The organism is Streptomyces sp. NPDC107517 (assembly GCF_055582645.1).
Genome location: NZ_JBVJPM010000007.1, coordinates 69397 through 93540, shown reverse-complemented (window position 1 = coordinate 93540; position 24144 = coordinate 69397). Strand labels below are relative to the sequence as shown.

General features: G+C 70.4%; 24 protein-coding genes, 1 pseudogene and 1 riboswitch. Of the genes and pseudogenes, 13 read left to right on the top strand and 12 right to left on the bottom strand.

The genetic code is table 11. From position 1 onward, the window contains the following. The first annotated feature begins 89 nt into the window (after positions 1–89). Positions 90–313: riboswitch (cobalamin riboswitch) on the top strand. Positions 314–342: 29 nt separating this feature from the next. The 8 genes from nicT to ACZ67T_RS18315 all read left to right on the top strand — a co-directional run bounded on the left by nicT (position 343) and on the right by ACZ67T_RS18315 (position 8161). Next, the gene (nicT, locus tag ACZ67T_RS18350; RefSeq protein ID WP_469985152.1) at positions 343–1437 is read left to right on the top strand and encodes a Nickel transporter NicT; all 1095 of its coding nucleotides are present in this window, start codon (positions 343–345) and stop codon (positions 1435–1437) included. 42 nt (positions 1438–1479) lie between these two features. Further along, complete coding sequence (locus ACZ67T_RS18345; protein WP_469985151.1) at positions 1480–2193, top strand: YoaK family protein; 714 nt, start codon at positions 1480–1482, stop codon at positions 2191–2193. A 91-nt stretch (positions 2194–2284) separates the two neighbouring features. Then, the gene (locus ACZ67T_RS18340) at positions 2285–3175 is read left to right on the top strand and encodes a hypothetical protein (RefSeq protein WP_469985149.1); all 891 of its coding nucleotides are present in this window, start codon (positions 2285–2287) and stop codon (positions 3173–3175) included. A gap of 543 nt (positions 3176–3718) precedes the next feature. Next, on the top strand, positions 3719–5431 hold the full coding sequence (locus ACZ67T_RS18335; RefSeq protein WP_469985147.1) for a sensor histidine kinase: 1713 nt from the start codon (positions 3719–3721) through the stop codon (positions 5429–5431). Positions 5432–5549: 118 nt separating this feature from the next. Next, positions 5550–5969, top strand: coding sequence for a roadblock/LC7 domain-containing protein (locus ACZ67T_RS18330; protein WP_399972425.1), 420 nt, complete (start codon positions 5550–5552; stop codon positions 5967–5969). After that, positions 5966–6325: a DUF742 domain-containing protein gene (locus tag ACZ67T_RS18325; RefSeq protein ID WP_469985146.1), complete on the top strand. Its 360-nt coding sequence runs from the start codon at positions 5966–5968 to the stop codon at positions 6323–6325. Before ACZ67T_RS18330 ends, ACZ67T_RS18325 begins: the two co-directional genes overlap by 4 nt. Beyond that, positions 6306–6920, top strand: coding sequence for a GTP-binding protein (locus ACZ67T_RS18320; RefSeq protein WP_469985144.1), 615 nt, complete (start codon positions 6306–6308; stop codon positions 6918–6920). Before ACZ67T_RS18325 ends, ACZ67T_RS18320 begins: the two co-directional genes overlap by 20 nt. Then, positions 6917–8161, top strand: a complete 1245-nt coding sequence (locus ACZ67T_RS18315) for a cytochrome P450 (protein ID WP_100597278.1) — start codon at positions 6917–6919, stop codon at positions 8159–8161. Before ACZ67T_RS18320 ends, ACZ67T_RS18315 begins: the two co-directional genes overlap by 4 nt. Before the next feature lie 56 nt (positions 8162–8217). Here ACZ67T_RS18315 and ACZ67T_RS18310 read toward each other — a convergent pair whose 3' ends face one another. Continuing rightward, positions 8218–9441 (bottom strand): cytochrome P450, encoded by a 1224-nt coding sequence (locus ACZ67T_RS18310; RefSeq protein ID WP_469985142.1) that lies wholly within the window; start codon positions 9439–9441, stop codon positions 8218–8220. Positions 9442–9552: 111 nt separating this feature from the next. Further along, positions 9553–10434 (bottom strand): MBL fold metallo-hydrolase, encoded by an 882-nt coding sequence (locus tag ACZ67T_RS18305; protein WP_469985141.1) that lies wholly within the window; start codon positions 10432–10434, stop codon positions 9553–9555. A 418-nt stretch (positions 10435–10852) separates the two neighbouring features. Between ACZ67T_RS18305 and ACZ67T_RS18300 the strand changes: the two genes are divergently transcribed. Both ACZ67T_RS18300 and ACZ67T_RS18295 read left to right on the top strand, forming a co-directional pair. Next, the gene (locus tag ACZ67T_RS18300; protein ID WP_469985139.1) at positions 10853–11362 is read left to right on the top strand and encodes a transglycosylase SLT domain-containing protein; all 510 of its coding nucleotides are present in this window, start codon (positions 10853–10855) and stop codon (positions 11360–11362) included. A gap of 68 nt (positions 11363–11430) precedes the next feature. Beyond that, complete coding sequence (locus ACZ67T_RS18295; RefSeq protein ID WP_469985137.1) at positions 11431–12567, top strand: LCP family protein; 1137 nt, start codon at positions 11431–11433, stop codon at positions 12565–12567. A gap of 90 nt (positions 12568–12657) precedes the next feature. Here the strand turns inward: ACZ67T_RS18295 and ACZ67T_RS18290 are convergent, their stop codons facing one another. After that, positions 12658–13104 carry a hypothetical protein gene (locus ACZ67T_RS18290; RefSeq protein ID WP_469985135.1) on the bottom strand — a complete coding sequence of 149 codons (447 nt, stop codon included), beginning with the start codon at positions 13102–13104 and terminating at the stop codon, positions 12658–12660. 105 nt (positions 13105–13209) lie between these two features. On the opposite strand from ACZ67T_RS18290, the gene ACZ67T_RS18285 reads away from it, so the two are divergent. Continuing rightward, on the top strand, positions 13210–14271 hold the full coding sequence (locus ACZ67T_RS18285) for a right-handed parallel beta-helix repeat-containing protein (protein WP_469985134.1): 1062 nt from the start codon (positions 13210–13212) through the stop codon (positions 14269–14271). Positions 14272–14323: 52 nt separating this feature from the next. Further along, positions 14324–15352 carry a methyltransferase gene (locus ACZ67T_RS18280; protein WP_469985132.1) on the top strand — a complete coding sequence of 343 codons (1029 nt, stop codon included), beginning with the start codon at positions 14324–14326 and terminating at the stop codon, positions 15350–15352. Positions 15353–15449: 97 nt separating this feature from the next. On the opposite strand, the gene ACZ67T_RS18275 is transcribed toward ACZ67T_RS18280, so the two are convergent. From ACZ67T_RS18275 to ACZ67T_RS18245, 7 genes are all read right to left on the bottom strand, one after another. Then, on the bottom strand, positions 15450–15782 hold the full coding sequence (locus tag ACZ67T_RS18275; RefSeq protein ID WP_100598572.1) for a TcmI family type II polyketide cyclase: 333 nt from the start codon (positions 15780–15782) through the stop codon (positions 15450–15452). 23 nt (positions 15783–15805) lie between these two features. Next, the gene (locus tag ACZ67T_RS18270) at positions 15806–16282 is read right to left on the bottom strand and encodes an SRPBCC family protein (protein WP_469985131.1); all 477 of its coding nucleotides are present in this window, start codon (positions 16280–16282) and stop codon (positions 15806–15808) included. Between the two features lies 1 nt (position 16283). After that, positions 16284–16544, bottom strand: a complete 261-nt coding sequence (locus ACZ67T_RS18265) for an acyl carrier protein (RefSeq protein WP_469985130.1) — start codon at positions 16542–16544, stop codon at positions 16284–16286. A gap of 27 nt (positions 16545–16571) precedes the next feature. Beyond that, entirely contained in the window at positions 16572–17819 is a 1248-nt protein-coding gene (locus ACZ67T_RS18260; protein ID WP_469985128.1) for a ketosynthase chain-length factor, read from the bottom strand. Then, a complete protein-coding gene (locus ACZ67T_RS18255) occupies positions 17816–19084 on the bottom strand; it encodes a beta-ketoacyl-[acyl-carrier-protein] synthase family protein (RefSeq protein WP_469985126.1) in 1269 nt (422 codons plus the stop codon). Before ACZ67T_RS18255 ends, ACZ67T_RS18260 begins: the two co-directional genes overlap by 4 nt. After that, the gene (locus tag ACZ67T_RS18250; protein WP_469985125.1) at positions 19081–19560 is read right to left on the bottom strand and encodes a cupin domain-containing protein; all 480 of its coding nucleotides are present in this window, start codon (positions 19558–19560) and stop codon (positions 19081–19083) included. The genes ACZ67T_RS18255 and ACZ67T_RS18250 overlap by 4 nt, the downstream gene beginning before the upstream one ends. 67 nt (positions 19561–19627) lie before the next feature. After that, on the bottom strand, positions 19628–20752 hold the full coding sequence (locus tag ACZ67T_RS18245) for a SchA/CurD-like domain-containing protein (RefSeq protein ID WP_469985124.1): 1125 nt from the start codon (positions 20750–20752) through the stop codon (positions 19628–19630). A gap of 230 nt (positions 20753–20982) precedes the next feature. Here ACZ67T_RS18245 and ACZ67T_RS18240 point away from each other — a divergent pair, with 230 nt between their 5' ends. After that, entirely contained in the window at positions 20983–22665 is a 1683-nt protein-coding gene (locus ACZ67T_RS18240; protein ID WP_469985123.1) for an FAD-dependent oxidoreductase, read from the top strand. Positions 22666–22680: 15 nt separating this feature from the next. Here ACZ67T_RS18240 and ACZ67T_RS18235 read toward each other — a convergent pair whose 3' ends face one another. After that, entirely contained in the window at positions 22681–23430 is a 750-nt protein-coding gene (locus tag ACZ67T_RS18235; RefSeq protein ID WP_469985122.1) for a class F sortase, read from the bottom strand. Between the two features lie 222 nt (positions 23431–23652). Next, positions 23653–24144 (bottom strand): annotated as a pseudogene (locus ACZ67T_RS18230) (DNA primase); the annotation flags it as partial.

The following is a 24144-nucleotide window of genomic DNA, read 5'->3' as shown; positions in this document are numbered from 1 at the left end:
GGCCCCATCCTCGCAGCCACCGATGTGATCTTGAATACCCGCGCACACCTACGCAGCTGTGCAGCCTTGCAGGCGTCACCGACCGGCCTCTACTGTGGGCGGGCCGTGGTGCTCGGGAATTCGGTGACGGTCCCTCAAAAGACCCAGACCGAAGCGGCCCTCGCCACTGTGATCGGGCCCCGGGTCCCTCGGCAACGAGACGACTCGGGACGCCTCGCCCCACCACGCCACTGGCTGCCGCGCGCAGCTGGGAAGGCCGGGGCGGACGCGGACACCCGTCAGCCAGGAGACCGGCCACGGCATCTCACGAAGTGATTCCACGAGGTGTTGGAGCGTGACCGCATGACCCTGCCCGTAAAGTCCCCGGCGACCGGACGCGACGCGTTCCACTGGCGGCGCGAGGACACCGTCCGCACCGCCGGGCTCCTCGCGGTGATCGCCGCACTCCATGTCGTCGCGTTCGGCGTGCTGTTCCTGCTCGTCGTGCCGGAGCACTACGAGGTGGGGTCGAAGGCCTTCGGCATCGGCCTCGGCGTCACCGCGTACACCCTGGGGATGCGGCACGCGTTCGACGCGGACCACATCGCCGCGATCGACAACACCACCCGCAAGCTGATGGCCGACGGCAAGCGCCCGGTGTCGGTGGGGTTCTGGTTCGCGCTCGGCCACTCCAGCGTGGTGGTCGTGCTCGCCGCGCTGATCGCCGGCGGCACCCAGCTCGCCGGGCGGATCATGAACGAGGGGTCCGCCACCCATCAGACGCTCGGCGTCATGGGCACCACCATCTCCGGGTCCTTCCTCTACCTCATCGCGGCGCTCAACCTCGTCGCCCTGGTGGGGATCCTGCGGGTGTTCCGGGCGATGCGCGCGGGCTCGTACGACGAGGCCGAGCTCGAACAGCACCTGGATTCACGGGGGTTCATGAACCGGATCCTCGGCCGGTTCACCAAGTCCATCACCCGCCCGGGCCAGATGTACCCGCTCGGCTTCCTCTTCGGCCTCGGCTTCGACACGGCGACCGAGGTGACGCTGATGGTGATGGCGGGCAGCGGCGCGGCGGCCGGACTGCCCTGGTACGCGATCCTGTGCCTGCCGCTCCTGTTCGCCGCCGGTATGAGCCTGTTCGACACCCTGGACGGGACGTTCATGAACTTCGCGTACCAGTGGGCGTTCTCGAACCCGGTGCGCAAGGTGTTCTACAACCTGGCCATCACCGGCCTCTCGATCGCCGTCGCGTTCCTGATCGGCACCATCGAGCTCGTGGGCGTCCTGCACGACAAGCTCGACCTGCGGGACTCGGTGACCGGCTGGATAGCGGGGCTCGACCTGGACAACGTCGGGTTCATCATCGTGGGCCTGTTCGTCGTCGTCTGGGCGGCCGCCATCGGATACTGGCGGCTCGCGAAGGTCGAGGAACGGTGGGCCGTGCGGACCTGATCCGGCGAGCCCCCGGGACCTGGACTCCGTAAGGTCGTGCGGGTGAGTGAAGCCAGCGTTCCACCGGCGGAGCCCGCGCCCGTGCCACGCAGGTCCGCCCTCCCCACGGCCCTCACGGTCCTCACGGTCGTGAGCGGCTTCGTCGACGCGGTCAGCTATCTGGGCCTCGGCCGCGTCTTCGCGTCGAACATGACCGGCAACGTCCTCGTCATCGGCTTCGCCGCGGCGGGCGCTCCAGGGTTCTCCGTCCTCGGGTCGCTCACCTCCCTCGGCGCGTTCCTCATGGGGGCCGCGTGCGCCGGGCGGCTGACCGGAGCGTTCGCCGGGCGGGCGCGGGCGGCCTGGGTGCGGTCGGTGTTCGTCACCGAGGCGGTCCTGCTCGCCGTGGCGACGTCCGTCGCGTTCGCGTGGCCGGGCAAGGCGACGTACGCGCTCATCGCCGTCCTCGCCGGGGCGATGGGTCTGCGCAACGCGACCGTCCGCAAACTCGGGTTCGCGGACATGACCACGACGGTCCTCACGATGACGCTGACCGGTCTCGCCTCGGAGTCCTCGCTCGCGGGGGGCTCCGATCCGCGGGCGGGGCGTCGGATCGTCTCCGTGGTGGCCATGCCGGCGGGCGCCGCGCTCGGCGCGCTGCTCGTGCTGCACCACGGCCTCGGCTGGCCGCTCCTCGTCGGCACCCTGCTCGTGGCGGCCGCCGCGGTCGGATATCGCGAACCGGCCGCCGACGGGGACGACCTCCGATCGGCCTAGTCCTACGGGCGCCACCCGCCTGGGCTCACTAGCGTCCTGACCAGGACCGCAGCTCCCCCTGCCGCTGCGGCACAGGGACCGGAGACGCCTCATGTTCTGCCCGATAGCCACCGTCATCACGACAACCGCCTGCCTGACCGCGCTCGCGCCCGGCTCGGTGAGCGCGCACGAGCCCGTCACGGCGCCCGCCTCGGTGACCGCACCCGGCGAGGTGGGCCGGACCGACTCGGCGGGCCGGGCCGACCCCTTGCGCCGCGCCGACTCGGACGACGGGTCCCGCGACCAGGGATCGGACGACGGGACCAGGGACCCGGGCTCGTACGACGGAACCCGCGACCAGGGATCCGACGACGGGACGAGGGACCCGGGCTCGTACGACGGGACCCGGGACCAGGGTTCGGGTGACGGGTCCCGCGACCGGGGCTCGGGTGACGGGTCCCGCGACCGGGGCTCGGGCGACGGGTCCCGCGACCGGGGCTCGGGCGACGGGTCCCGCGACCGGGGCTCGGGCGACGGGTCCCGCGACCGGGGCTCGTCGGGCCGCGACTCCTACGCGGAGGCGCGCCTCTCGCGGTCCACGGTGGGGGCCTCGTCCACCGCTGAGATCACGGTCTACTGCGCCGGCGGCGGGCGTAGCTCCATCACGGCCCGCTCCCAGGCCTTCTCCGGCGGCTCCATCACGCTCCCCCAGTACGGCGGCGGGGTCGGGCAGGACGGCCGCACGCAGTACCGGGGCACGGCACGCCTCGCCGGCGAGGCCGGGGCCAGGTCGCAGGTGAACGTGCAGGGAGCATGCCCCGACGGCAGGCAGTGGAGCACCCCGATCAACCTGAACCGCGACGACTACGGCGGCGCACGCGCGGGAGTCGGCAGCACCGCGGACGGCGGCGTGGACCTGGGCAGGATCGGCTTCGGCGCGGCGCTCACGGGCGGGGCCGGCTACCTGCTGTGGCGCAGGACGCGCGCCCCGCACGAGGACTGACCGGTCCATCCGCCAACCGTCATGTTCGAGGCAAGTGCGCCGTACGTCCGTTCCACCCCCAGGCCAACCGTGCGTTGCCGACAATCGACCGCATTCCGGGCGGCCGAGCGGCGCTCTCCCCGGCTCCCCATCGCTGACACGTCACCGCGAATCCGGCTGGGGTTGGCTGAAAACAGCCCCCGACAGTAACGCGGGAGACGCACCGGAGGGCGGTTCATCGGCTCACTCGCCGGTGAACGCCGCCCGGACTGAGTCCACTCGCCCCGAGGCGCGCCCAACAACCGTACGCCTGTCCCTATTTGACGCGCCCTCTCGGGCGAGATCCGCTACCACGGTCCCCTGACAGGCTGGCGACTTCGCGACGAACTTTCCCGGCGGGCGCTCTGCGTCCATTGTCCCGGTTCTCTCACCGCACGCGGTGGCTAGCATGAGCGCCACATACGTGCCGGAAGATCACCATCCCGTTGGTGGGACCGGCCGTGCGGCCGACCCGAGCCGATCGGCCACGACCTTCCCGCACGCAAGCACCGATGGGACCGCGGAATGCCAGTGCCTGCCCGCCCGAGGCCGCGCCGAACACCCACGTCGCCACGCTCCACGCTCGCTGTCCCCCTCGCCGTCCTCGTGGTGGCCGGAGCGGCCGTCGGCGCGGTGACCGCCGCGGCTCCGCAAGCCGCCCGGACCTGGGTGCTCGTCGCGCTCCTGATCAGCTGGCTCTGCGTCGCCGCCTCCCTCATCACGGCCGCCCTGCGCCAGCAGCGGGCCCGTGCCGCCGTGGACGCCGCACAGAGTGAATCGCAGGCGCTCCAGCAGCAGTTGACGCAGTGTGGGGCCGAGGCCGCCCATCTCGTGAACGTCACACTTCCCACCATGTCGAAGCGGCTGCGGGACGGCACGGGTGCCGAGGAGGCGCTCGCAGCCACAGCACCGCCTGCCGATCCCCAACTACGCCTGATGCTCAGGGCGTTCACCGCCGAACTGGACGACGCCGTACGACGCGAGGCATCCGCCGTCGCCACCGGGCAGGACGCGGCGCACCGGATCGCCCGGACCGACCGCGACCTGGTCGAGCTGACCACGGCAACCCTGCCGGCCGCCGTCGCGGCGCTGCGCGAGGGCTCCACCGCCGACGCGGTCCTGTCGGGCCCCGGCCTCCCCGACAACGCGCACCTGCGCACCCTGGCCGAGTCCTTCGTGCGGGAACTCGCCACCAGCGAGAGGCGGGCAGCGGCCGCCCAGGCCGCCAGCGCCAAGGCCCTCAGCCGGGTGCAGGCCAAGTCGGTCAGCATGCTCGCCGATCTGCGCGAGATGCAGGACCGGCACGGCGAAGAGGTCTTCGGCGATCTGCTCCGCCTCGACCACAACACATCCCAACTCGGCCTGCTCACCGACCGGCTGGCCCTCCTCATGGGCGGCCGCGCCAGCCGCGCGTGGAACAAGCCCATCGTCATGGAGAGCGTCCTGCGCGGCGCGGTCGGCCGGATCGCCGCCTACCAGCGGGTCAGGCTCCACTGCGCCACGAACGCCGCGGTCGCCGGCTTCGCCGCCGAGGGCGTCATGCACCTCCTGGCCGAACTGATGGACAACGCGGCGAACTTCTCGCCGCCCATCGACGAGGTCCACGTCTACGTCGAGGAACGCAGCGCCGGGATCGTCGTGACGATCGAGGACAGCGGCCTGAAGATGGCCGACGCGGCCATGCGCCGGGCCGAGGCCGCGGTGTCGGGCCGCGAGACGGACCTGGCCTCGCTCCAGGGCACCCGGCTCGGCCTCGCCGTGGTCGGCCGCCTCGCCGCCAAGTACCGCGTCAGCGTGAACTTCCGGCCGTCGTCCCGCGGCGGCACGGGCGTCGTGGTCCTCCTTCCGCCGCAGCTGCTCGCCCAGCAGCGCGACCCCGCCCCACAGCAGCCTCCGGTCCGCCGCGCCGCAGCCCCCGCCCCCATGGCGGCCGCGGACCCCGCTCCGCAGGCGTCCGACGACACCACGCCCGGGATTCCCGCCCAGGCGGAACCGCCGTCCGCGACGCCGGGCGGCCTGCCCGTACGGGCGCCGGGGCGCACCATGGCCTCGGCGGAACGCGACCGCAAGGACCGCGCGCCCGCCGAAGGGGGCGGGCCCGCTGAGGAACCGGTGCGTGCGCCGCGCAACGCCGGTGCGCAGTTCGGCGCCTTCCACCGCGCGCGGCGTGCCCGCGACGAAACGCCCGGCGCCTCGCCCGAGGTGCCCGGCCAGGCCGACGAGCCGCCGGCCGAGTAGCCCGCCCCGCTCCCCGCACGCGCCCGGGCACCGGCGCCCCCATCCCCCGTACGAGAACGTTTGATTGGAGGCACGGGCTGGTGAACCGGTTCGCCGGGCACAACCCGCCCCACACGCCATGCGGACCACTGACAACAGCCTGACCTGGCTCCTGGAGAGCCTGCTGGACCGAACGCCCGGGACGCGCCACGCCCTGGTGCTCTCCCGGGACGGTCTGAAGCTGTGCTGGAGCGAGCATCTGACCCTCGACCAGGCCGACCAGCTCGCGGCCATATGCTCCGGCATCCAGGCGCTCGCCCAGGGCGCCTCGGTGGAGTTCGGCGACGGGACGGGCGGCGTGCGGCACTCGATGACCGAGTTCCACGGCGGTCTGCTGTTCATCGTCGAGGCGGGCGAGGGCGCGCACCTCGCGGTGATCGCCGAGGACGGCGCCGACCCGGGTGTGGTCGGCCACCAGATGAGCGAGCTGGTCGAGCAGATCGGCGAGCACCTGCGGGCCGAGCCACGGACAGCCGACGGCGAGAGCGCGTCCTCATGACGCGCCGGCCCGTCGACACCGGCGCCCCGGACCGGCTGTACACGGTCACGGGTGGCCGCAGCCGGGCCGACGACGACACCTTCGACCTGGTCACCCTGGTCGTCGCCGAGTGTGAGCCCACGCCGGGGATGCAGTCGGAACACGTCCGCATCCTCGACCTGTGCCGGCATCCGGCGGCCGTGGTCGAGATCGCCGCCGAGATGAAGCTGCCGATCACGGTGGTCCGGATCCTGCTCGGCGATCTCCTCGCGACGGGCCGTATCACCGCCCGGCACCCGCGCGCGGCGCGGTCCGTCGCCTCGCTCCCCGACTCCGCCCTTCTCAAGGAGGTGCTGCATGGACTCCGCAACCTCTGAGCTGCCCTCCCGTACGCCGCTCGCCGACGTCGCCGAGACCGGGCTCAAGATCGTCATCGTGGGCGGGTTCGGCGTCGGCAAGACGACCCTCGTCCGGTCCGTCAGCGAGATCCGGCCGCTGAACACGGAAGAGGTCATGACCCAGGCCGGCGTCGGCGTCGACGAGCCGGCCGGGGTCGCCTCGAAGACCACGACGACCGTGGCGTTCGACTTCGGGCGCATCAGCCTCACCCAGCGGATGGTGCTCTATCTGTTCGGCGCCCCCGGGCAGGAGCGCTTCTGGTTCCTGTGGGACCGGCTGTTCTCGGGGACGCTCGGCGCGGTCGTGCTCGTCGACACGCGGCGGATGAGCGACTCCTGGTACGCCATCGACCGCCTGGAGCACCACAGGACGCCGTTCGTGGTCGCCGTGAACCGGTTCGACGACGACGGGACGCGGTTCTCCCTCGACGAGATCCGCCAGGCGCTCACGCTGCCCGAGCACGTGCCGCTGATCGACTGCGACGCGCGCGTCAGGTCGTCCGGCAAGCACGTCCTGATCACCCTCGTCGACCACCTCTACGAACTGGCCATGGCCCGGGAGAAGACACCATGACCGACGCGACCCCGCCGCCCGGCTGCCCCGCCCACTCCGGCGCGGTGGCCCTCAGCGGCTTGGAGTACCAGCAGACCCCCTCGGAGCTCTACCGGTCCCTGCGCAGGGAGCACGGCGCGATCGCGCCCGTCCTGCTCGACGGGGACATCCCCGCCTGGCTGGTCCTCGGCTATCCCGAGGTCACGTATGTCACCAGCCACGACGAGCTGTTCGCCCGGGACTCCCGGCGCTGGAACCAGTGGGAGCACATCCCGGCCGACTGGCCGCTGATGCCGTTCGTCGGCTATCAGCCGTCGGTCCTGTTCACGGAGGGCGCCGAGCACCAGCGGCGCGCGGGCGTCATCACCGAGGCCCTCGAAGCGGTCGACCAGTTCGAGCTCGCCCGCGACTGCGAGCGCATCGCCGACCAGCTCATCGACGCGTTCGCCGGCAGCGGCCGGGCCGAGCTGATGGGCGCGTTCGCGCACGCCCTGCCGATGCGGGCGGCGGTGCAGTTCTGCGGGATGCCCGCGGGCAGCACCGACACCGAGCAGCTGGTGGACGATCTGCGGATCTCCCTGGACGCGGCGGAGGGCGACGACCCGGTGGCCGCGTACGGCCGGGTGGGCGCGCGGATCCAGCAACTGGTCAAGGAGAAGCGGGAGTCGCCCGGTCCTGACGTCACGTCACGGATGCTGGCGCACCCGGCGGGACTCACCGACGAGGAGGTCGTCCAGGACCTGATCTCCGTCATCGCGGCGGCGCAGCAGCCGACGGCCAACTGGATCTGCAACACGCTGCGTCTGCTGCTGACCGACGAGCGGTTCGCCCTCAACGTCTCCGGCGGGCGGCTCAGTGTCGGTCAGGCGCTGAACGAGGTGCTGTGGCTGGACACACCCACGCAGAACTTCATCGGCCGGTGGGCGGTGCGCGACACACAGCTGGGCGGGCGGCAGATCCGGGCGGGCGACTGCCTGGTCCTCGGCCTCGCGGCGGCCAACACCGATCCGCAGATCTGGCCCGAGTCGCAGGTGGGCGCGGAGAACTCGGCGCATCTGTCGTTCAGCAACGGCGAGCACCGCTGCCCGTACCCCGCGCCTCTCCTCGCGGACGTCATCGCCCGTACGGCGGTGGAGACGCTGCTGGAACGGCTCCCCGACCTGGTGCTCGCCGTGGAACCGAGCGAGCTGACCTGGCGCCCGTCGATCTGGATGCGAGGGCTGACCGCGCTGCCGGTGCAGTTCACTCCCGTGTCGCACTGAGACCTGCGCGGACAACGCGTCCGGGACCGGTCAACTGCCGGTCCCGGACGCCTGGTTCACGCCGTGACGGGGGTGAACTGCACCGGCAGGGACTGCGGGCCGCGGGTGAACACCCCTTGTTCCACCGGGTCGAAGCCGTCGGCGAGCCGCAGTTCGGGCATCGCGTCGAGGAGCTGGCCGACGCCGATCTCGACCTCGGCCTTGGCGAGCAGCGCGCCGACGCAGAAGTGCCGTCCGAGCGCGAAGGCGAGATGGTCGGCCGCCGCCGAGAACGCGTTCGTCGCGGTGAGGTCCTCACGGAAGATGTCGAAGCGGTCGGGCTCCGCGTAGCGGTCCGCGTCGCGGTTGGCGGCGCCGATCAGACAGGTGACGGTCGCTCCCGCGGGGATCGTGCCGCCGCTCACCTCCACGTCGGTCGCCGACTGGCGCATGATCATGTGGACCGGCGGGGTGTAGCGCAGTGTCTCGGCGAAGGCGCGGGCGATCAGCGTGCGGTCCTTGCGGACGGCGTCGAGCTGCTCGGGGTGCGTGAGCAGGTTGGCGAAGATGCTGGCGATGGCCTTGTCGGTGGTCTCGCCGCCGGCCGCGAGGAGCAGGCTGCAGAACGCCTTGATGTCCTCGTCGCTCATGCGGACGCCGTCGACCTCGGCGGCGCAGAGCGCGGAGAGCAGGTCGTCGCCGAGGTTGTCCCGGCGCTGCCGGATGATCGGGATCATGTACTCGGCGAACTCGACGCGGGTGCGCTCGCCGGCCGCCGCGACGTCCTTGTCGCCGGACAGGTTGCCGAGGAACGCGATGACGGTGGTGTACCAGCCGTGGAACCGCGCGTGGTCCGCCTTGTCGAGGCCCAGCATGTCGGCGATCACGTTGACGGGGAAGCGGGTGGCGTACGCGTCCACGAGGTCTACGGAGCCGGTGGCGCGGAAGGTGTCGATCAGTTCGCGGGAGTTGCGCTCGATGACGGGCAGGAACTTCTCCTGGAGGTCGCTGCCGCGGAACGCCGGTGCGACGAGGGCTCGGCGGACCGCGTGCTCACGCCCGCTGAGCTGGAGGATCGTCTTGCCGTGGACGGGCTCGATCTGCCAGTTGTAGTTGTCGGTCGTGAACTGCGACTCCTTGTCCTTGAAGACGCGCTCGACATCGGCGTACCGCGAGATGACGTAGCTCTGCGTGGCCTCGTGCCAGATGAGCGGAGAGTGCTCACGCATGGCCGCGTAGGCCGGGTACGGATTCTCGGCGAACTCCGGCGACAGTATGTCGGGGACCTGTGCGGTGGACATGAAGCTCCCTCGGTAGTAACAGGCAACGCCCACCAGGTTATTGATCATCCGTCGGCGGAGACAGACCCCCCTCGGGATTCCCGGTGATTGCGGTGTGCCGGGCCGGGGCGCTCAGGCGTCCGAGCGGCAGATGATGAAGTCGGGGAAGACGTGCCGGCCGGGCCGGTCGCCGATTTCCCCGATCGCGCGGCTGATGTCCCGCAGTTGCCCGACCGTCATCTCCAGCGGCGGCTCGTCCGGCTGACAGGTCGTCAGGACCGGGTAGTCGACGCCCGGTTTGCGGCTCATCTCGATGTGGCAGCCCAAGACGTGGGTGACCGTACGGGTGCCGGCGAACTCGAGCATGCGGTCGATGGACTCGGCGAACGCCGCCCAGTCCTCGACGTACAGCCGCCCCGGATACACCGTGTCACCGGTGAGCAGAAAACCGGTGTGCGGGTCGTAGTAGGTGACGGCCGCCGCATGGTGGCCCGGCGCGGCCAGGCACTCCAGCACGCGGCCGCCCAGGTCGAGGCGGGACACCTGGCCCTCGTCGTCCGCGAACCCGAAGAACTCCCAGGCGCTGCCACGGTCCGCCCCGACGACGCGCGTGTGGGGCCGGTCGGCGAACTGGATGTCTCCCGCGACATGGTCCCCGTGGGCGTGCGTATGCAGGACAAGGAGTTCGTACGTGTCCCTGGGGTGCTCGGCCAGCCAGCCCTCGATGAGCTCGTCGACGACCCGGCGCAGGGGAAAGTACTGGTCGGAGGCGGTGGCTCCCGTGTCGATGAGTACGGCGCGCGCGTTGCCGAACAGGAGATACAGGAACGGCGCCTCGTAATGCACGGCCATGTTCTGCCGCAGGACGACCGTGTGCTCGTCATAGGCGTGCACCTGGATGTCCGGGTCGGTGTTGTGCTTCGCCGACACCGACCCGTGGATCCAGCGGACACCCAGCGCGTGCGACTCGGGCCCTTCGGTCACGAAGTCGACCTGCCGCGCGGTTCCACCCATTCCGCTCCTCCAAGAGAGTCGCCCTTCGAGGGCGTGATCGTGGCCTGTGGGCCGGGCTGGGCGCGTGACGTGGGTAACGCGGGCGGGTCTGGGGCTGTGAGGCGGCCCATAGGGGCCAGATCACATACTAGGGGTGGTAGTGGTCCGTGGGGTCGTCTGGCGGCTCAAGGAAGCCATCCTAGGCCACTCTATTCGGCCATTTCGGACATTTCTCCGATGTGGGGTAGTACGTCACATCCTTGCGCCCCCGTTCCGCCATCGCTAACTATGGCTGTCGTCCCGGTGAGCGGGTCGGAGCACGAGCCAGACGCTCGCTTCGAACCCCCCAGGACAGGGCGCGGAACACCGATTCCGCTCCCAGCGCCACCGCACCGGCCGGCGCCGCACGATGTCCCCGAGCATGAAGAGGTAATCCCGTATGACCTTCTCCGCCCCGATCACCGCTGCTGCCCGCCCCACCGTCTTCAAGCGCGCCACCGTCACGGTCCTGGCCGCCGCCGGTCTCGCGGGCGCTGCGCTGACGTTCGCCGGGTCGCCGGCGCAGGCCGCCGAGCCGACCGCGGCGGTGAAGGCCGCTTCTTCGGTCTCCGCGAAGAAGGCCACGGACGGGAACAACGTGGATGCCTGGATCAATGAGGCGCTCAAGGTCATGAAGGCCAAGGGCATCCCCGGCTCCTACGAGGGTCTGCACCGCAACATCATGCGTGAGTCCTCCGGTAACCCGAACGCGGTGAACGGCTATGACGTGAACGCGGCCAAGGGCACCCCGTCCAAGGGCCTGCTGCAGGTGATCCAGCCGACCTTCGACGCCTACCACGTCGACGGCACCTCCAAGAGCCTGACGGACCCGGTCGCCAACATCACCGCGGCCGCCAACTACGCCGCCGACCGCTACGGCTCGATCGACAACGTCAACTCCGCGTACTGAGACGCCGTCACCACACGCCATACCTGCTCCACGGCACGCCGTACCCAGCGAACGGAGGGCAGTCCTTGATGTCGCACCACAGTGCAGACGACGGGCGCGCGTCCTCGGCAGACGCCCTTGACCAGATCGGCTACGGGCCCCCGAATCTGCACCGCTCACGCGGCAGGTCCCGCACGAAGCGACTGCGCGTGATCACTTTCACCGCGCTCGGCGCCGTCCTTGTCGGCGCCGGTGGTGTCGCCTACGTGTGGTCGCACCTGAACGGGAACCTCAAGGGCACGGACATCAACGCCGTGCTGGGCAGCGACCGCCCGGCCGCGGGCCACGACGGGGCGATGAACATCCTGCTCCTGGGCTCCGACTCGCGCGCCGGCACACACGGTACTTACGGCACGGGCGTCACCGGCGCCCGCTCGGACACCGCCATGGTGCTGCACGTCGACAAGAGCCACACCATGGCCTCCGTCGTGAGCATCCCCCGCGACACGCTGGTCGACCGGCCGCAGTGCGCGAAGCCGTCGGGCGGCACGGCGCCGGGCGAGAAGCAGTCGATGTTCAACGCCGCCTACCAGGTGGGCGGTCCGGCCTGCGCCGTGAAGACGGTGGAGAAGATGTCGGGTGTGCGCATGGACCACTATCTCGAGGTCGACTTCACGGGCTTTGAGAAGTTCGTCGACGAGCTCGGTGGTGTCGACATCCACACCCAGCGGGCCATCAAGGACCCCGGCAGCCACCTGTCGCTGAGCGCCGGGAAGCACACCCTCAAGGGTGAACAGGCCCTCGCGCTCGTGCGGACCCGGCACGCCGTCGGTGACGGCAGCGACCTGGGCCGCATCCAGCTCCAGCAGACGTTCATCAAGGCCCTGATCCACCGCGCCGAATCGATCGACGTGCTGTCCCACCCCGCCCGGGCCTACGCGCTGGCCGACACCGCGACCAAGACCGTGAGCGCCGACACCGCTCTGGCCTCCGCGGACAAACTCCTCGGCCTGGCCAAGGACCTCAAGGGCATCAGCCCCGACCACATGAACATGATCACCCTGCCCGTCCGCTACGACGCCCAGGACACCGGCCGCGTCCTGCCACTGCCCAACGCGTCCCACCAGGTCTGGCAGGCCCTGCACGACGACCGCCCCATCCCCACATCCGCGACCCACAACTCGGTCGCCGCACGAACCGACTCACCGGTCTCCGCCGACACCTAAGGCGTTCCGTTCGGATCAGGCCGGGCCAGGGAGCGCCGCCGGGCCCCGCGAGCCCGGCGTGATCGAGACGCGAAGCCCTGGTCCCGTGCGTCACGGCAGATCGGTGCGGCCCAGCCAGGCCGGCTTCACCGGCACCCCGTCCTCGAACCGGTCCACGGTGGGACCCGAGGGTGCCGGAGGAGTGTCCTCGGGCGGCGCGGCGGGCGGAGGCGCGGCGTCCTCGGGTGTCGGCAATGGCGTCGGCTGCGGCTCGGGCCGCGGCGCGGCACTGTCCTTCACCAGCTCCGCGACCGTGAACCGGGAACTGAAGGACTGCCAGGCGCCGTCGACGACGAGCAGGAATCCGTCGGCGGTGCGGAAGACGCGGCTGCGCTTCGGACTGCGGGGATGCTCCGGCGTGTAGCGCCCGATCCGCTCCCCCAGCTCCGCCAGGGCCTCCTCGCGTGAGCCCTCCACATGCGCGAGGACGGACGCCTCGACGTGCTTGCGCTCCCCCGACCCCACGGTCATCTCGACGATCAGCCCCCAAGTGGCCATGTGCCGCCCCCTTTTCCGCCCGTTCGGCTCACCCACAGCGTAGGGCGCTGCCCACCTGGGCGATCAGCGGTGGCGGGCCGGAACACCCCCTCGTAGCTTCGCCATATGACAAAGCGCCAGATTGCGTACCTCGCATGCACCGCGGCCGTCGTCGTGTCGGGGGTGGGGGCCGCGGCCCCGTCGCTCGACTGCCGGTCGGTGCACCGGGTGAACCCGGGCGGGTCGATCCAGAAAGCCGTGAACACGGCTAAGCCGGGAGACGTCATCGTCCTCTCCCCCGGCACCTACCACGAGAGCGTCAGCATCACCGTGTCCGGAGTGACGCTGCGGGGCGCGAGCGCCCGGTCCACCGTCATCGTCCCTTCCAAGGCGTCCACCGGCAGCGCCTGCGCCAAGGCCGGCAACGGCATCTGCGTCACCGGGACCAAGAGCAAGCCCGTCAAGAACGTCACCGTGGGTTCCCTGACCCTTCGCGGTTTCAAGAAGACCGGTCTGTGGGCGACCGGGACCGATCACCTCCGGGTCGAGGGAGTGACCTCCGAGAAGAACGGCCAGTGGGGCATCGCCCAGGAGAGGTCCGTGCGCGGGGTGTTCCGCCACGACATCGTCGAGGCCAACGGTGACGCCGGCCTCTTCGTGGCCAACACGGTCGACGCCGAGGAGGGAGCCCCGAACTCCCAGGCGGTGATCAGCCACAACCGTCTGCTCGGCAACCGGATCGGCCTCACCGTGCGGCGGCTGCGGAACGTGACCGTCGATGACAACGAGGCGACCGGCAACTGCACCGCGATGTTCCTCGTGGGTGACGAGAACAAGCCGAGCCCCGCGGGGCTGAAGGTGCGGGACAACTACATCCACGACAACAACAAGTACTGCGCCGCGACCGCGCGTCTGCCCTTCCTCCAGGGGTCGGGCATCATCCTCACCGGCGTCGTGGACTCGCTGGTGGCGGGGAACAGCGTCGAGGACAACGTGGGCAAGGCCCCGATGTCGGGCGGCATCGTGCTCGCCAGGAACTTCAAGGGTGCCCTCAACCAGCGCAACGAGATCCGCGACAACCTCGTGATGGGCAACGGCACCGCCGACCTGGCCAGCCAGGACAAGGGCAAGGGCAACACGTTCCGCGACAACGCGTGTGTGGCCTCCGTGCCCGCCGGAATGTGCTGAGGGCCGGCGCCATGTCCGCACACACATCACGCCAGCAGAAGCGAGGCAACAGATGACGACCGTTGATGAGGCCACCCAGTCACCCATGCGCCTGCGGGAGTTGGTGTTCGGGGCCGCGTGCGCCGCCGCCGTACGCGCGGCCGCCCGCCTGGGTGTCGCCGACGCCCTGGACGACACGCCCATGAGCGCGGAGGACCTGGCGGCTGCGGTGAAGACCCAGCCCGTGACACTGCGCCGGCTGCTGCGCGCACTGTCCAGCCAGGGCGTCTTCACCGAACTCCCGGACGGCAGGTTCGCGCACACGGACATGTCCCGGCTCCTGCGCGAGGACGACCCGCACAGCCTGCGCTACATCGCGCTGTGGTGCACCGAGCCGTGGACCTGGAACGTCTGGCCGAAGCTCGACGAGGCGGTGCGCCACGGCCGCAACGTCTTCGAGGACGTGTACGACAGCGAGTTCTTCACCTATCTCAACCAGGAGGCTCCCGAGTCGGCGCACGTGTTCAACCGCGCCATGACGACGTCCAGCGAGCAGTCCGCGCGTGACGTCGCCAACCTCCTCGACCTGACGGGCGTGGCCTCGGTCGCGGACATCGGCGGCGGTCACGGGCAGGTCGTGGCCAGCCTGCTGGAGAAGCACCCCGGCATGCACGGCACCCTGCTCGACCTGCCGGGCGTGGTCGAGAACGCCGATCCGCGCCTGCGCGACGGCGGTTCGCTGGCCTCACGGGTGCGCATCGTCGCCGGTGACTGCCGCGAGGACATCCCGGTCCAGGCGGATGTCTACATCATCAAGAACATCCTGGAGTGGGACGACGACAGCACCCGCAGGGCGCTGGCCAACGTCCGCAAGGCGGCGCGGCCCGGTGCCCGCGTCATCGTCATCGAGAACCTCGTCGACGACACCCCGTCGATGAAGTTCACGACGTCCATGGACCTGCTGCTGCTCCTCAACGTCGGCGGCGCGAAGCACACCCGGCTGAGCATGGTCGAGCGGCTGACGGACGCGGGTCTCGTCCTCGGCGAGGTCCGTCCCGTCAACGCGTATCTGCACGCCTTCGAGTGCACCGTCCCCGCCTGACCGGGACATCGTCTCGAGGCTCCGGACACAAACCCGAGGCCGCCGGCTCCGCGTCTTACGCGGGACCGGCGGCCTCGGGTTTGTGTCGTGCCCTCGCTCAGGAGGGGTTGTTCCGGTCCCAGTGGTAGAAGCGGTGCGCCATGGCGTCCTTGGGGCTGCGCCATGTCTCGGGGTCGTACGCGCTGACGTACGCCGACAGCTGATCGCTGACACTGCGGAACTCGGGGTGCCCGGCCACCTTCGCGATGACGGGCGCCGGGTCCTCGTCGGACTCGATGAGGTGCAGGTACACGTCACCGAACTGGAAGAGGCTGCGTCGGTTGACACCGATCAGGTGCGGCAGCTCACCTCGGTCGGAGGCGGCGAACACGTCGGAGATCGCCGGCGCCGAACCGGGCGCCATGCGGGCGACGATCAGGGCGTGATGCATCGGGTTTCCTTCCGGGCGGGCGATCAGCGGGGGACGGCGGCGGTCTGGCGGTCACGGGCGACGCGCTCGATCCGGTCGCGGATGAGGCCCATCTGCGTGACGGAGTTGCGGTTGATGTTGTCCGTCATCCAGGCGTCGTCGACCGGTGCCTCGGGCTTCATCGCGAAGTCCTGCACCCAGTCCATACGGGTGCCCTCCGGGGTCTCCGTGTAGTCCCACCGGATGTCCATGTGCGCGAAGGGCCCGGTCTCCACGCGACGGGCACGCACGGACCGCTTGGCGCGGTCCATGGTCCGCTCCGAGACCCAGCTCCACACCTTGCCGTTGTCGTCCGGGTGCATGGTCAGGCGGAAGGTCGTCGTGTCGCCCTCGCGGGAGAGGACTTCGAGGGACGCGTACTCGCTGAAGAGCTGCGGCCAGTTCTCGATGTCGTTGGTGATGTCCCAGACGAGGTCGATGGGAGCGTCGATGGTGATGCTGTTCTCCGTGTGTCCGGACATGTCAGGCTCCAGCCTTGAGAGTGCTGTTGACGAGGTCGAGGAACTCGCGGGGCGTCTTGCAGCGCTCCGAGTCCGGGGGAAGCGGCTGGCCTGACCGGTTCTCGAGCTCGCCCACGATGCCGAGCAGGCCGAGCGAGTCGAGGCCGACGGAGTCGAACGGGGAGTCCGGCGAAGCCTCGAGCTGATGAGGGTCCACGGTGACTCCGGCCGCCTGCTTCATCAGGCGGGCCAGTTCGTCGAAGGTCAGTTCTGCGGTGATCATGCGGGTGTTCTCCTTCCCGCCCGGTCGTTACCGGGCAGAGTCGCCACCGCGGCGCACTACCAGCGCCGCGTTGGAGCCCATGAGTCCCCTGCTGAGGACCAGGGCCGTGCGCAGCTCGGCGGGGCGAGCGCGAGACATCACCAGGTCGAGGTCGTGGCAGATGTCGAACACGTTGGGGGTGGGGGGTACGAGGCCGTTCTCCATGGCGAAGACGGCGGAGACGACGTCCAGGACGGGCGCCGCGCAGTAGGCCCGCCCCGTACCGGTCTTGGGTGCCGTGACGGGTACACGCCTGCCGTGCGCACCCAGGACGTCGGCGATGGCCAGTGCCTCGGCGCGGTCCGCCGCCGGGACGCCCATGGCGTCGGCGAAGACGACGTCGATCTCCTCGGGGGCGCAGCGCGCCTCGTCGAGGGCGCCCCTGATCGCGCGGGCGAGCCCCTCGCGGGACTCCTCCCACTGGGAGGCGCCGGTGAAGGTGGCCGCGTGGCCGGCCACCACGGCCCGGATGTCCGACCCCCGCTCGCGGGCGCGGGTCTCGTCCTCGACGACGAGCATCGCGCCGCCCTCGGCGGGCGCGAATCCGCGGGCTCCCGAGGTGAAGGGCAGGTAGGCCCGGTCGGGGTCCTCGGCGGTGCTGAGCTCGGGGTAGCCGAGCTGGCACACCATCGAGTACGGGGCGAGGGGTGCCTCGGCGGATCCGACCACCATGGCGCCGGTGCCGCGCCGTACGGTGCGGGCCGCGTGCGCGATGGCGTCCAGGCCGCCCGCCTCGTCGCTCGCGACCACTCCGCACGGCCCCTTGAAGCCGCTCCAGATGGAGATCTGTCCGGTGCTGGCCGCGTAGAACCAGGCGATGGACTGGTAGGGGCCCACGAACTTGGAGCCCTGACCCCACAGCTTCTGGAGCTCCCGCTGCCCGAACTCGCCGCCGCCGGAACCGGCCGCGGTGACCACGCCGATGGAGTACGGCTCCGCGGGGTCACCGCGGCCGAGGCCCGCGTCGTCGAGAGCGAGCGCCGCGGCGGCCATACCGAAGTGGGTGAACCGGTCCGTCTGGACGAGGAACCGCTCCTCGATGAGGCCCGCGGGATCGAAGCCGCGGACCTCACCACCGATGCGGAGCGGCAGGTTCTCGCATCCTTCACGCGTGATCCGGTCCAGGGCGCCGAGGCCCTCCCGGACGGATTTCCAGTACGCCTCGGCGTGCAGTCCGTTGGGCGCCACCACACCGATCCCGGTGATGGCCGCGCCGCGGGCGCTTTCCGTTCTCATCGTGTCCTCCCACCTGCCTCAGTCAGGAGCACCGCGGACTGGAATCCGCCGAATCCGCTGCCGACGGAGAGAACGTTCCGCAGCTTTCGCGGACGTGCGGTGCGCGGTACGTAGTCCAGGTCGCACTCGGGGTCGGGGGTCTCGTAGTTCGCCGTGGGCGGCACCACCTGGTGCTTCATGGCAAGCACGCAGGCGACCACCTCTATCGCGCCGATCGCGCCCAAGGAGTGACCCACCATGGATTTGATGGAACTCATGGGTGTCTCGTAGGCGTGAGCTCCCAGGGACACCTTGACCGCGGCCGTCTCGTGCCGGTCGTTCTGTCTGGTGCCCGAACCGTGGGCGTTGACGTAGTCGATCAGCGTGGGGTCGAGACGGGCCTGGCCGAGCGCGTTGTCGATCGCCCGGGCCATTTCCAGGCCTTCGCTGGTGAGACCGGTCATGTGGTAGGCGTTGCCGTAGGTGGCGTAGCCGCTGAGCTCGCAGTAGATGTGCGCACCTCGCGCACGGGCGTGCTCGTAGTCCTCCAGGACGAGCACCGCGGCGCCCTCGCCCATCACGAAGCCGTTGCGCTCGGCGTCGAAGGGGCGGGAGGCGTGCTCGGGATCGTCGTTGTTGGGCGACGTCGCCTTGATGGCGTCGAAGCACGCCATCGTGATCGGGGAGATCGGCGAGTCCGACGCCCCGGCGATGCAGATGTCGGCGCGGCCTTCCTCGATGGTGTGGAAGGCGTAACCGACCGCGTCGAGCCCGGAGGTGCAGCCGGTGGACACCGTCTGCACCGGGCCCTGAGCACCGAACTCCTCGGCGACGACCGAGGCGAGTGTGCTCGGCGAGAACGCCATGTGGAGTTTCGGTTCGGCCGCGCGGTGGTCCACGTCCCACCGCTTCCCGCCCTCGCTGACTCGCACGTAGTCGCGCTCCAGGCGGGTGGTGCCGCCGATGGCGCTGCCGAGCGAGACTCCGATGCGCCAGGGGTCCTCGACTCCGGTGTCGATTCCGGAGTCCTTGACGGCTTCGCCGGCGGCGATGACGGCGAACTGAATGTACCGGTCCGCGTGTTCGACGAGCTCCGGGTCGAGCCCGTGTGCGAGCGGGTCCAGGTCGCATTCGGCGGCGATGCGTGAGCGCAGGCCCACCGGGTCGAAGAGCGTGATGCCGCGGGTCGCGGTACGGCCGTTGGCGAGAAGGTCCCAGAACGCGCTCGCCCCGATACCGCCCGGGGCGACTACACCGACACCGGTGACCGCCACCCGCCGGGTCACGTTATGGCCCCACTACGCTCTGACGGCTGCCCGTGTTCCGGCGCGGACAGGTCCGGGCCACCGGTGATGAACCCGGGTCCGGATCCGGCGCCCTCGGTCACCTCCGTGTCGACGTGGCCGAGGCTGGGGCGCGGGGCGAGCGGGCCGAGGTGGAAGACCATACGGGCCTCCACGTCGCCGACGTTGCGGAAGCGATGGCGCATGTTGATCGGGATCAACAGGCCCTGATCCGGGCGGAGTTCATAGGTCACGTCGTCCAGGTCAACTTCGAGGCTGCCGTTGACGACGTAGACGAACTCCTCCGAGTACGGGTGGTAGTGCTCGCCGATGCGCTCGCCGGGCTGGACGAGGGCCAGGCCCATGAAGCCACTGGTGGAGCCGACCGTCGCGGGCGTGAGCATGGCCCGCAGATCACCTCCTCGCCGGCGGTTGGGCTCCGTCTCGCTCAGGTCCACGATGCGTGGATTCTTGATCACGTTTGATACCTCCGGGTGCGGCGGTGGCGTCCGGGTCCCTTGCCCACGGACACCCCGCGGTTGTCCGTCAGGAACCCGCCGAGCTGCGGTCGGTGATGGGCATCATGTCGGCGTGCGACAGAAGCCGGTTGATGTTGCGCTCCGTCTGCAGGGAGCCCTCGACGCCGATGGCGGCGCCGTCGAGGAGCTTCTCGAGCTCCGCGCACTTCTTCGCGCCGTTGAGGCCGAGGGAGGCGACGGGGTCGGCGTCGAGCTCACCCGTGATGTCGATGAGACGCACCACGATGTCGTCGCGCTGGAAGACGGTGCTGCCGTACACCGGGTTGCCCGGGGTGTCCGCAGCGGCCGCGTCCTGCTCGGCGAGCAGCCGGGCCAGGTCCATCCCGCGGCCCTTCTTGGCCGGGTAGTACAGGGCGTGACGCCGCAGGTCGGCCGGTACCGGAACGTCGGACACGACATGGTGGACGGCCGGGAGCGCGGCCCGGGTGAAGAACACGCGCGCCGAATCCTCGTCGGTCAGGTCCCGGTGCTGCTCGAGGTAGGGGTTGATGGCTTCCTCCACCGCCCGCACCTCGGGCTGACGGGCGACGTGGCGCAGCGCGGCGGGGAGGTCACCCTCGACCTCCACGGCCCGCACGACGCGGTTGCCGTGCATGAAGAGCGAGGTGCGGCGCAGGCGCGTGTTGTCGTCGACCTGGGCCTGGGGCGACTCGTACCCGGCCAGGATCTCCGCGACCTTCGACTCGGAGCCAGGCTTGACGGTGAAGGTGAGGGCGTGGCGCGCAGCGCCGTCGCCCACCCGGGCCGCCACCGCGTTCGCAGCCGCCGGCGCCGGCTTGACCGGCTCGGCGGGGTTGGTCTCCCGGAGGATGCTGTAGCGCATCGACCGGGTGTCCTTGACGCAGCTGTGCATCGGCCTGACGGTCTCGACGTGCTCCTCGCTGTTCACCCACGCGAGGAAGGGCGGGGCGCTCTCCCACTCGCTGGTGATGAGCCACTGCGAGGGGTTCTCGATCGACTGGCAGAGCTGGTCACTGAGGTGGCCGGGCACGGACGCGACCTGATTGCGCATGTGCTCGTACGCGTCCAGGAACTGCTGCTGGGCTCCCTCGTACAGATCGAGCAGAAGGATCACTCGCAGCCTGGAACCGTCGAAGGCCGACTGCGATATACGTCCTGAGATCGGGGTCATACGGCACACCTCTCCTCTTCTTCTCAAAAGGTCAGGAACGACCACCGCGTCCGAAATGCCGGTGTCGCATGAGCCGATCGTTGAACGGCCCCCCGGCGGGCGCGATCCCCAAGCGCCGTACGGGTGAGCGGAGCACCCGTCCGGGTGCTCCGGGGGGCGAAGCGGCACGGGGAGGCATGGACTGTGATCCCAACCACCGACCCAGGTCGCCGCTGCGGCTGGAGGCAGAAATGAACCGATCGGAAGAGGCACCGGAGGGCACTCAGCAGGTGCCGGTGCTCATAGTCGGCGGCTCTCTGGTGGGCTTGTCGACCTCGCTGTTCCTGGGGCGTCTCGGCGTCCCGCACATGCTCGTTGAGCGCCACGCGGGCACATCGATCCATCCACGCGGGCGCGGCAACAACGTGCGGACCATGGAGCTGTTCCGGGTCGCCGGAGTCCAGCAGCGCATCGAGAACGCCGCGTCGGTCCTGGCCGACAACCACGGCATCCTGCAGACGCCGACCCTGGTGGGTGACGCCGGAGAGTGGCTGTTCAAGGAGATCGACCCCGGTGGCGGGCTCGCCCGCTTCAGCCCCGGCGGATGGTGCCTGTGCAGCCAGAACGACCTCGAACCCGTACTCCTCAAGAGCGCGCGGGAGCTGGGCGGGGACCTGCGGTTCCACACGGAACTGATGTCCTTCGAGCAGGACGCCGAGGGCGTGACCGCACACCTCAAGAGCCGCGACACAGGTGAACACACCACCGTCCGGGCGAAGTACCTCGTCGCGGCGGACGGGCCGCGCAGCCCCATCCGCGAGCGGCTCGCCATCGGGCAGAGCGGCCCGGGCGACCTGTTCCACAACGTGAGCGTCACGTTCACCTCGCGCCGCCTCGCGGACTTCGTCGGCGACCGGCGCTTCATCGTGTGCTACCTCACGAACCCGGAGGCCGACGGCGCGCTCCTGCCGGTCGACAACCGTGAGCACTGGGTGTTCCACGCTCCCTGGCACCCCGAGCACGGGGAGACGCTCGAGGAGTTCACCGACGAGCGGTGCACGGAACACATCAGGCGCGCCACCGGAGTCCCGGACCTCGACGTGCAGATCACCGGCAGGGCCGCCTGGCACGCCGCCGAGCGGGTCGCCGAACGGTACTCGGACGGGCGGGTGTTCCTCGCCGGCGACTCGGCCCACGAGATGTCCCCCACCGGGGCGTTCGGGTCCAACACCGGTATCCAGGACGCGCACAACCTCGCCTGGAAGCTGGCCGCAGTGTTGGGCGGCTGGGCAGGTCCCGGTCTGCTGGAGTCCTATGACCTGGAGCGCCGGCCGGTCGCGGAGGCGACGAGCGCCCGCGCCTCGTCGCGATCGGTCGAGCACAGCCACCCGGGATACACCCCCGGCCCGGAATCCGGCGGCGCCGGTGGTCCCGGCGGCCCCGGCGGCGGCCCTGGCGGCAAGAAGGGCGGCATCCTCAATGTGGCGCTGGGCTACCGCTATCCGCGCGGCGCGGTCCTCGGCGTCGAGCCGTCGACGCCGGTCGTACCCGAGGGACTGCGGCTGACGGGCGAACCCGGGAGCCGCGCGCCCCACATGTGGCTGCACCGCGCCGGCACCCGGATCTCCAGCCTCGACCTGTACGAGAGGTCGATGGTGCTCCTGAGCTCCGGGGACGGCGCGTGGCACACCGCGGGGACGGCCGTCGCACAGAGGCTGGCCGTCCCTCTCGACTCGTACCGCATCGGCAGTGGGCCCGACGCGGAGCTGACCCCCGTGGGCGACGTGGACTGGGCCGAGGTCCATGGCGTCGCCCCGGGCGGTGCGGTCCTCGTCCGCCCTGACGGGTTCGTCGCGTGGCGGTCCGAAGGACCGTCGGCGGACCCCGGGAAGGAACTGCGGGACGCTCTCACGGGAGTCCTTGACCGGGACTGACAACTCCCAACGGCCTCAGACAAGATGAGCGAAGACCACCAGGTTGTCGGTGTAGTCCTTCTTGCCGTGGTCGTACGCCCCGGCGCAGGTGATCAGCCGGACCTGGGCCCGGGGCGTGTCCCCGTACACGCGCTTGTCGGGGAAGTTGTCCTTCGCGAACATCTCGACGCTGTCGACCACGAAGGACGCCGTGCTCAAGTCGTCCCTCTTGACGCTGAAGTGGTCCCCCTTCTTCAGGGCGCTGAGCCCGACGAACACCGCGGCGGACGTCTTCGTGTCGACATGCCCGGCGATGATCGCGGTACCGGTCTCGCCCGGGGACACGCCGTCGGCCTGCCAGCCGACCAGGTTCGTGTTGGCGGCGGGCGGGGGCTGGAGCTGGCCCGTGGGGCCGATGGCGAGGGGGGTGAAGGGGGCGTCCACGCCGATCTTCGGAATGAGCAGTCGCGTGGGATTCGCCCGTGGCAGATGCTTTCCGACGGGTACCACGGGCGCTTCGGGCGCCGCGGGCTCTGCGGGCTCCACGGGCTCCACGGGCTCCACGGGCGCTTCGAGCGGAGCGGGCTGCGAGGACGGCGCGAGGGCCGTCGCGGGACGCGAAGCACCGGAGGAATCGGAGATGTCGGACGTCTCCTCTTGGCCGCCGAACAGGCTCACCAGCAGGACGACGATTCCGACGGACCACACGATCCACGGGCCGCGGCGGGAGCGTCGCTCGGGCGGCGCGGACTCGGTCTGATTGGGGGAAGGCATCCGGTCTGCCATCTGGCACCACCTCACTGGGACGAGCAGATCTGGAACAGCGCAAGAAGATCGGAAACAGCAAAAGACTCCGGCACCAGCGCCGGCCGGTCCGGGACCGTGCGCATGGTCGGGAGCTTCAAGAGAGATCGGGAGCTTCAGGAGAGAACTGGGCAAAAAAAGAAAGCCACCCGGGCCGCCGCGGCGTGCTGACGCGGCGGCCCCGGCCGCTATGACGGGCACCGGTCAGGACGCGCTGTTGGACGCGCTCCTGCGGCGCAACGCGAAGGCGCCGGCCGCGGCGACCCCGAGGACCGCAATACCGCCCGCCGTGACACCCGGCGTGGCGAGCCCGCCGCCACCGGTGTGCATGCCGCCCCTGGGCTTCTCGCGCCCGGAGTCGGAGCCCCACGAGCCCTTGCCCTCGTCGTCGCCGTCGTTCTTGTAGCTCTCCGGGTCGTACTTCTCCTTGTCCTGGGTCCAGTCGTCGTCGTTCAGTGCAGTGAGGGCGCCACCGCCGGCGTGGACGCCACCACGCGGCTTGCCGTGGCCCGAGCCGTAACCACCGTCGCCCTTGCCGTAACCACCCTCGTTCTTGCCGTAACCACCCTCGTTCTTGCCCGAGCCGTGGTCACCCTTGCCGGAGCCGTGATCGTCGCCGCGCTCGTCCGAGTCACCCTTCTCGTTCTCGTCCTTGCTCCAGTCGTCACCCTTCACCATGGAGAGGGCGCCACCACC

What these genes read in the sequence shown, in the direction of transcription:
- nicT (WP_469985152.1), top strand. Translation starts at nt 343, where the DNA reads ATGACCCTGCCCGTAAAGTCCCCGGCGACCGGACGCGACGCGTTCCAC.
- ACZ67T_RS18340 (WP_469985149.1), top strand. Translation starts at nt 2,285, where the DNA reads ATGTTCTGCCCGATAGCCACCGTCATCACGACAACCGCCTGCCTGACC.
- ACZ67T_RS18335 (WP_469985147.1), top strand. Translation starts at nt 3,719, where the DNA reads ATGCCAGTGCCTGCCCGCCCGAGGCCGCGCCGAACACCCACGTCGCCA.
- ACZ67T_RS18330 (WP_399972425.1), top strand. Translation starts at nt 5,550, where the DNA reads ATGCGGACCACTGACAACAGCCTGACCTGGCTCCTGGAGAGCCTGCTG.
- ACZ67T_RS18325 (WP_469985146.1), top strand. Translation starts at nt 5,966, where the DNA reads ATGACGCGCCGGCCCGTCGACACCGGCGCCCCGGACCGGCTGTACACG.
- ACZ67T_RS18320 (WP_469985144.1), top strand. Translation starts at nt 6,306, where the DNA reads ATGGACTCCGCAACCTCTGAGCTGCCCTCCCGTACGCCGCTCGCCGAC.
- ACZ67T_RS18315 (WP_100597278.1), top strand. Translation starts at nt 6,917, where the DNA reads ATGACCGACGCGACCCCGCCGCCCGGCTGCCCCGCCCACTCCGGCGCG.
- ACZ67T_RS18310 (WP_469985142.1), bottom strand. Translation starts at nt 9,441, where the DNA reads ATGTCCACCGCACAGGTCCCCGACATACTGTCGCCGGAGTTCGCCGAG.
- ACZ67T_RS18305 (WP_469985141.1), bottom strand. Translation starts at nt 10,434, where the DNA reads ATGGGTGGAACCGCGCGGCAGGTCGACTTCGTGACCGAAGGGCCCGAG.
- ACZ67T_RS18300 (WP_469985139.1), top strand. Translation starts at nt 10,853, where the DNA reads ATGACCTTCTCCGCCCCGATCACCGCTGCTGCCCGCCCCACCGTCTTC.
- ACZ67T_RS18295 (WP_469985137.1), top strand. Translation starts at nt 11,431, where the DNA reads ATGTCGCACCACAGTGCAGACGACGGGCGCGCGTCCTCGGCAGACGCC.
- ACZ67T_RS18290 (WP_469985135.1), bottom strand. Translation starts at nt 13,104, where the DNA reads ATGGCCACTTGGGGGCTGATCGTCGAGATGACCGTGGGGTCGGGGGAG.
- ACZ67T_RS18285 (WP_469985134.1), top strand. Translation starts at nt 13,210, where the DNA reads ATGACAAAGCGCCAGATTGCGTACCTCGCATGCACCGCGGCCGTCGTC.
- ACZ67T_RS18280 (WP_469985132.1), top strand. Translation starts at nt 14,324, where the DNA reads ATGACGACCGTTGATGAGGCCACCCAGTCACCCATGCGCCTGCGGGAG.
- ACZ67T_RS18275 (WP_100598572.1), bottom strand. Translation starts at nt 15,782, where the DNA reads ATGCATCACGCCCTGATCGTCGCCCGCATGGCGCCCGGTTCGGCGCCG.
- ACZ67T_RS18270 (WP_469985131.1), bottom strand. Translation starts at nt 16,282, where the DNA reads ATGTCCGGACACACGGAGAACAGCATCACCATCGACGCTCCCATCGAC.
- ACZ67T_RS18265 (WP_469985130.1), bottom strand. Translation starts at nt 16,544, where the DNA reads ATGATCACCGCAGAACTGACCTTCGACGAACTGGCCCGCCTGATGAAG.
- ACZ67T_RS18260 (WP_469985128.1), bottom strand. Translation starts at nt 17,819, where the DNA reads ATGAGAACGGAAAGCGCCCGCGGCGCGGCCATCACCGGGATCGGTGTG.
- ACZ67T_RS18245 (WP_469985124.1), bottom strand. Translation starts at nt 20,752, where the DNA reads ATGACCCCGATCTCAGGACGTATATCGCAGTCGGCCTTCGACGGTTCC.
- ACZ67T_RS18240 (WP_469985123.1), top strand. Translation starts at nt 20,983, where the DNA reads ATGAACCGATCGGAAGAGGCACCGGAGGGCACTCAGCAGGTGCCGGTG.
- ACZ67T_RS18235 (WP_469985122.1), bottom strand. Translation starts at nt 23,430, where the DNA reads ATGGCAGACCGGATGCCTTCCCCCAATCAGACCGAGTCCGCGCCGCCC.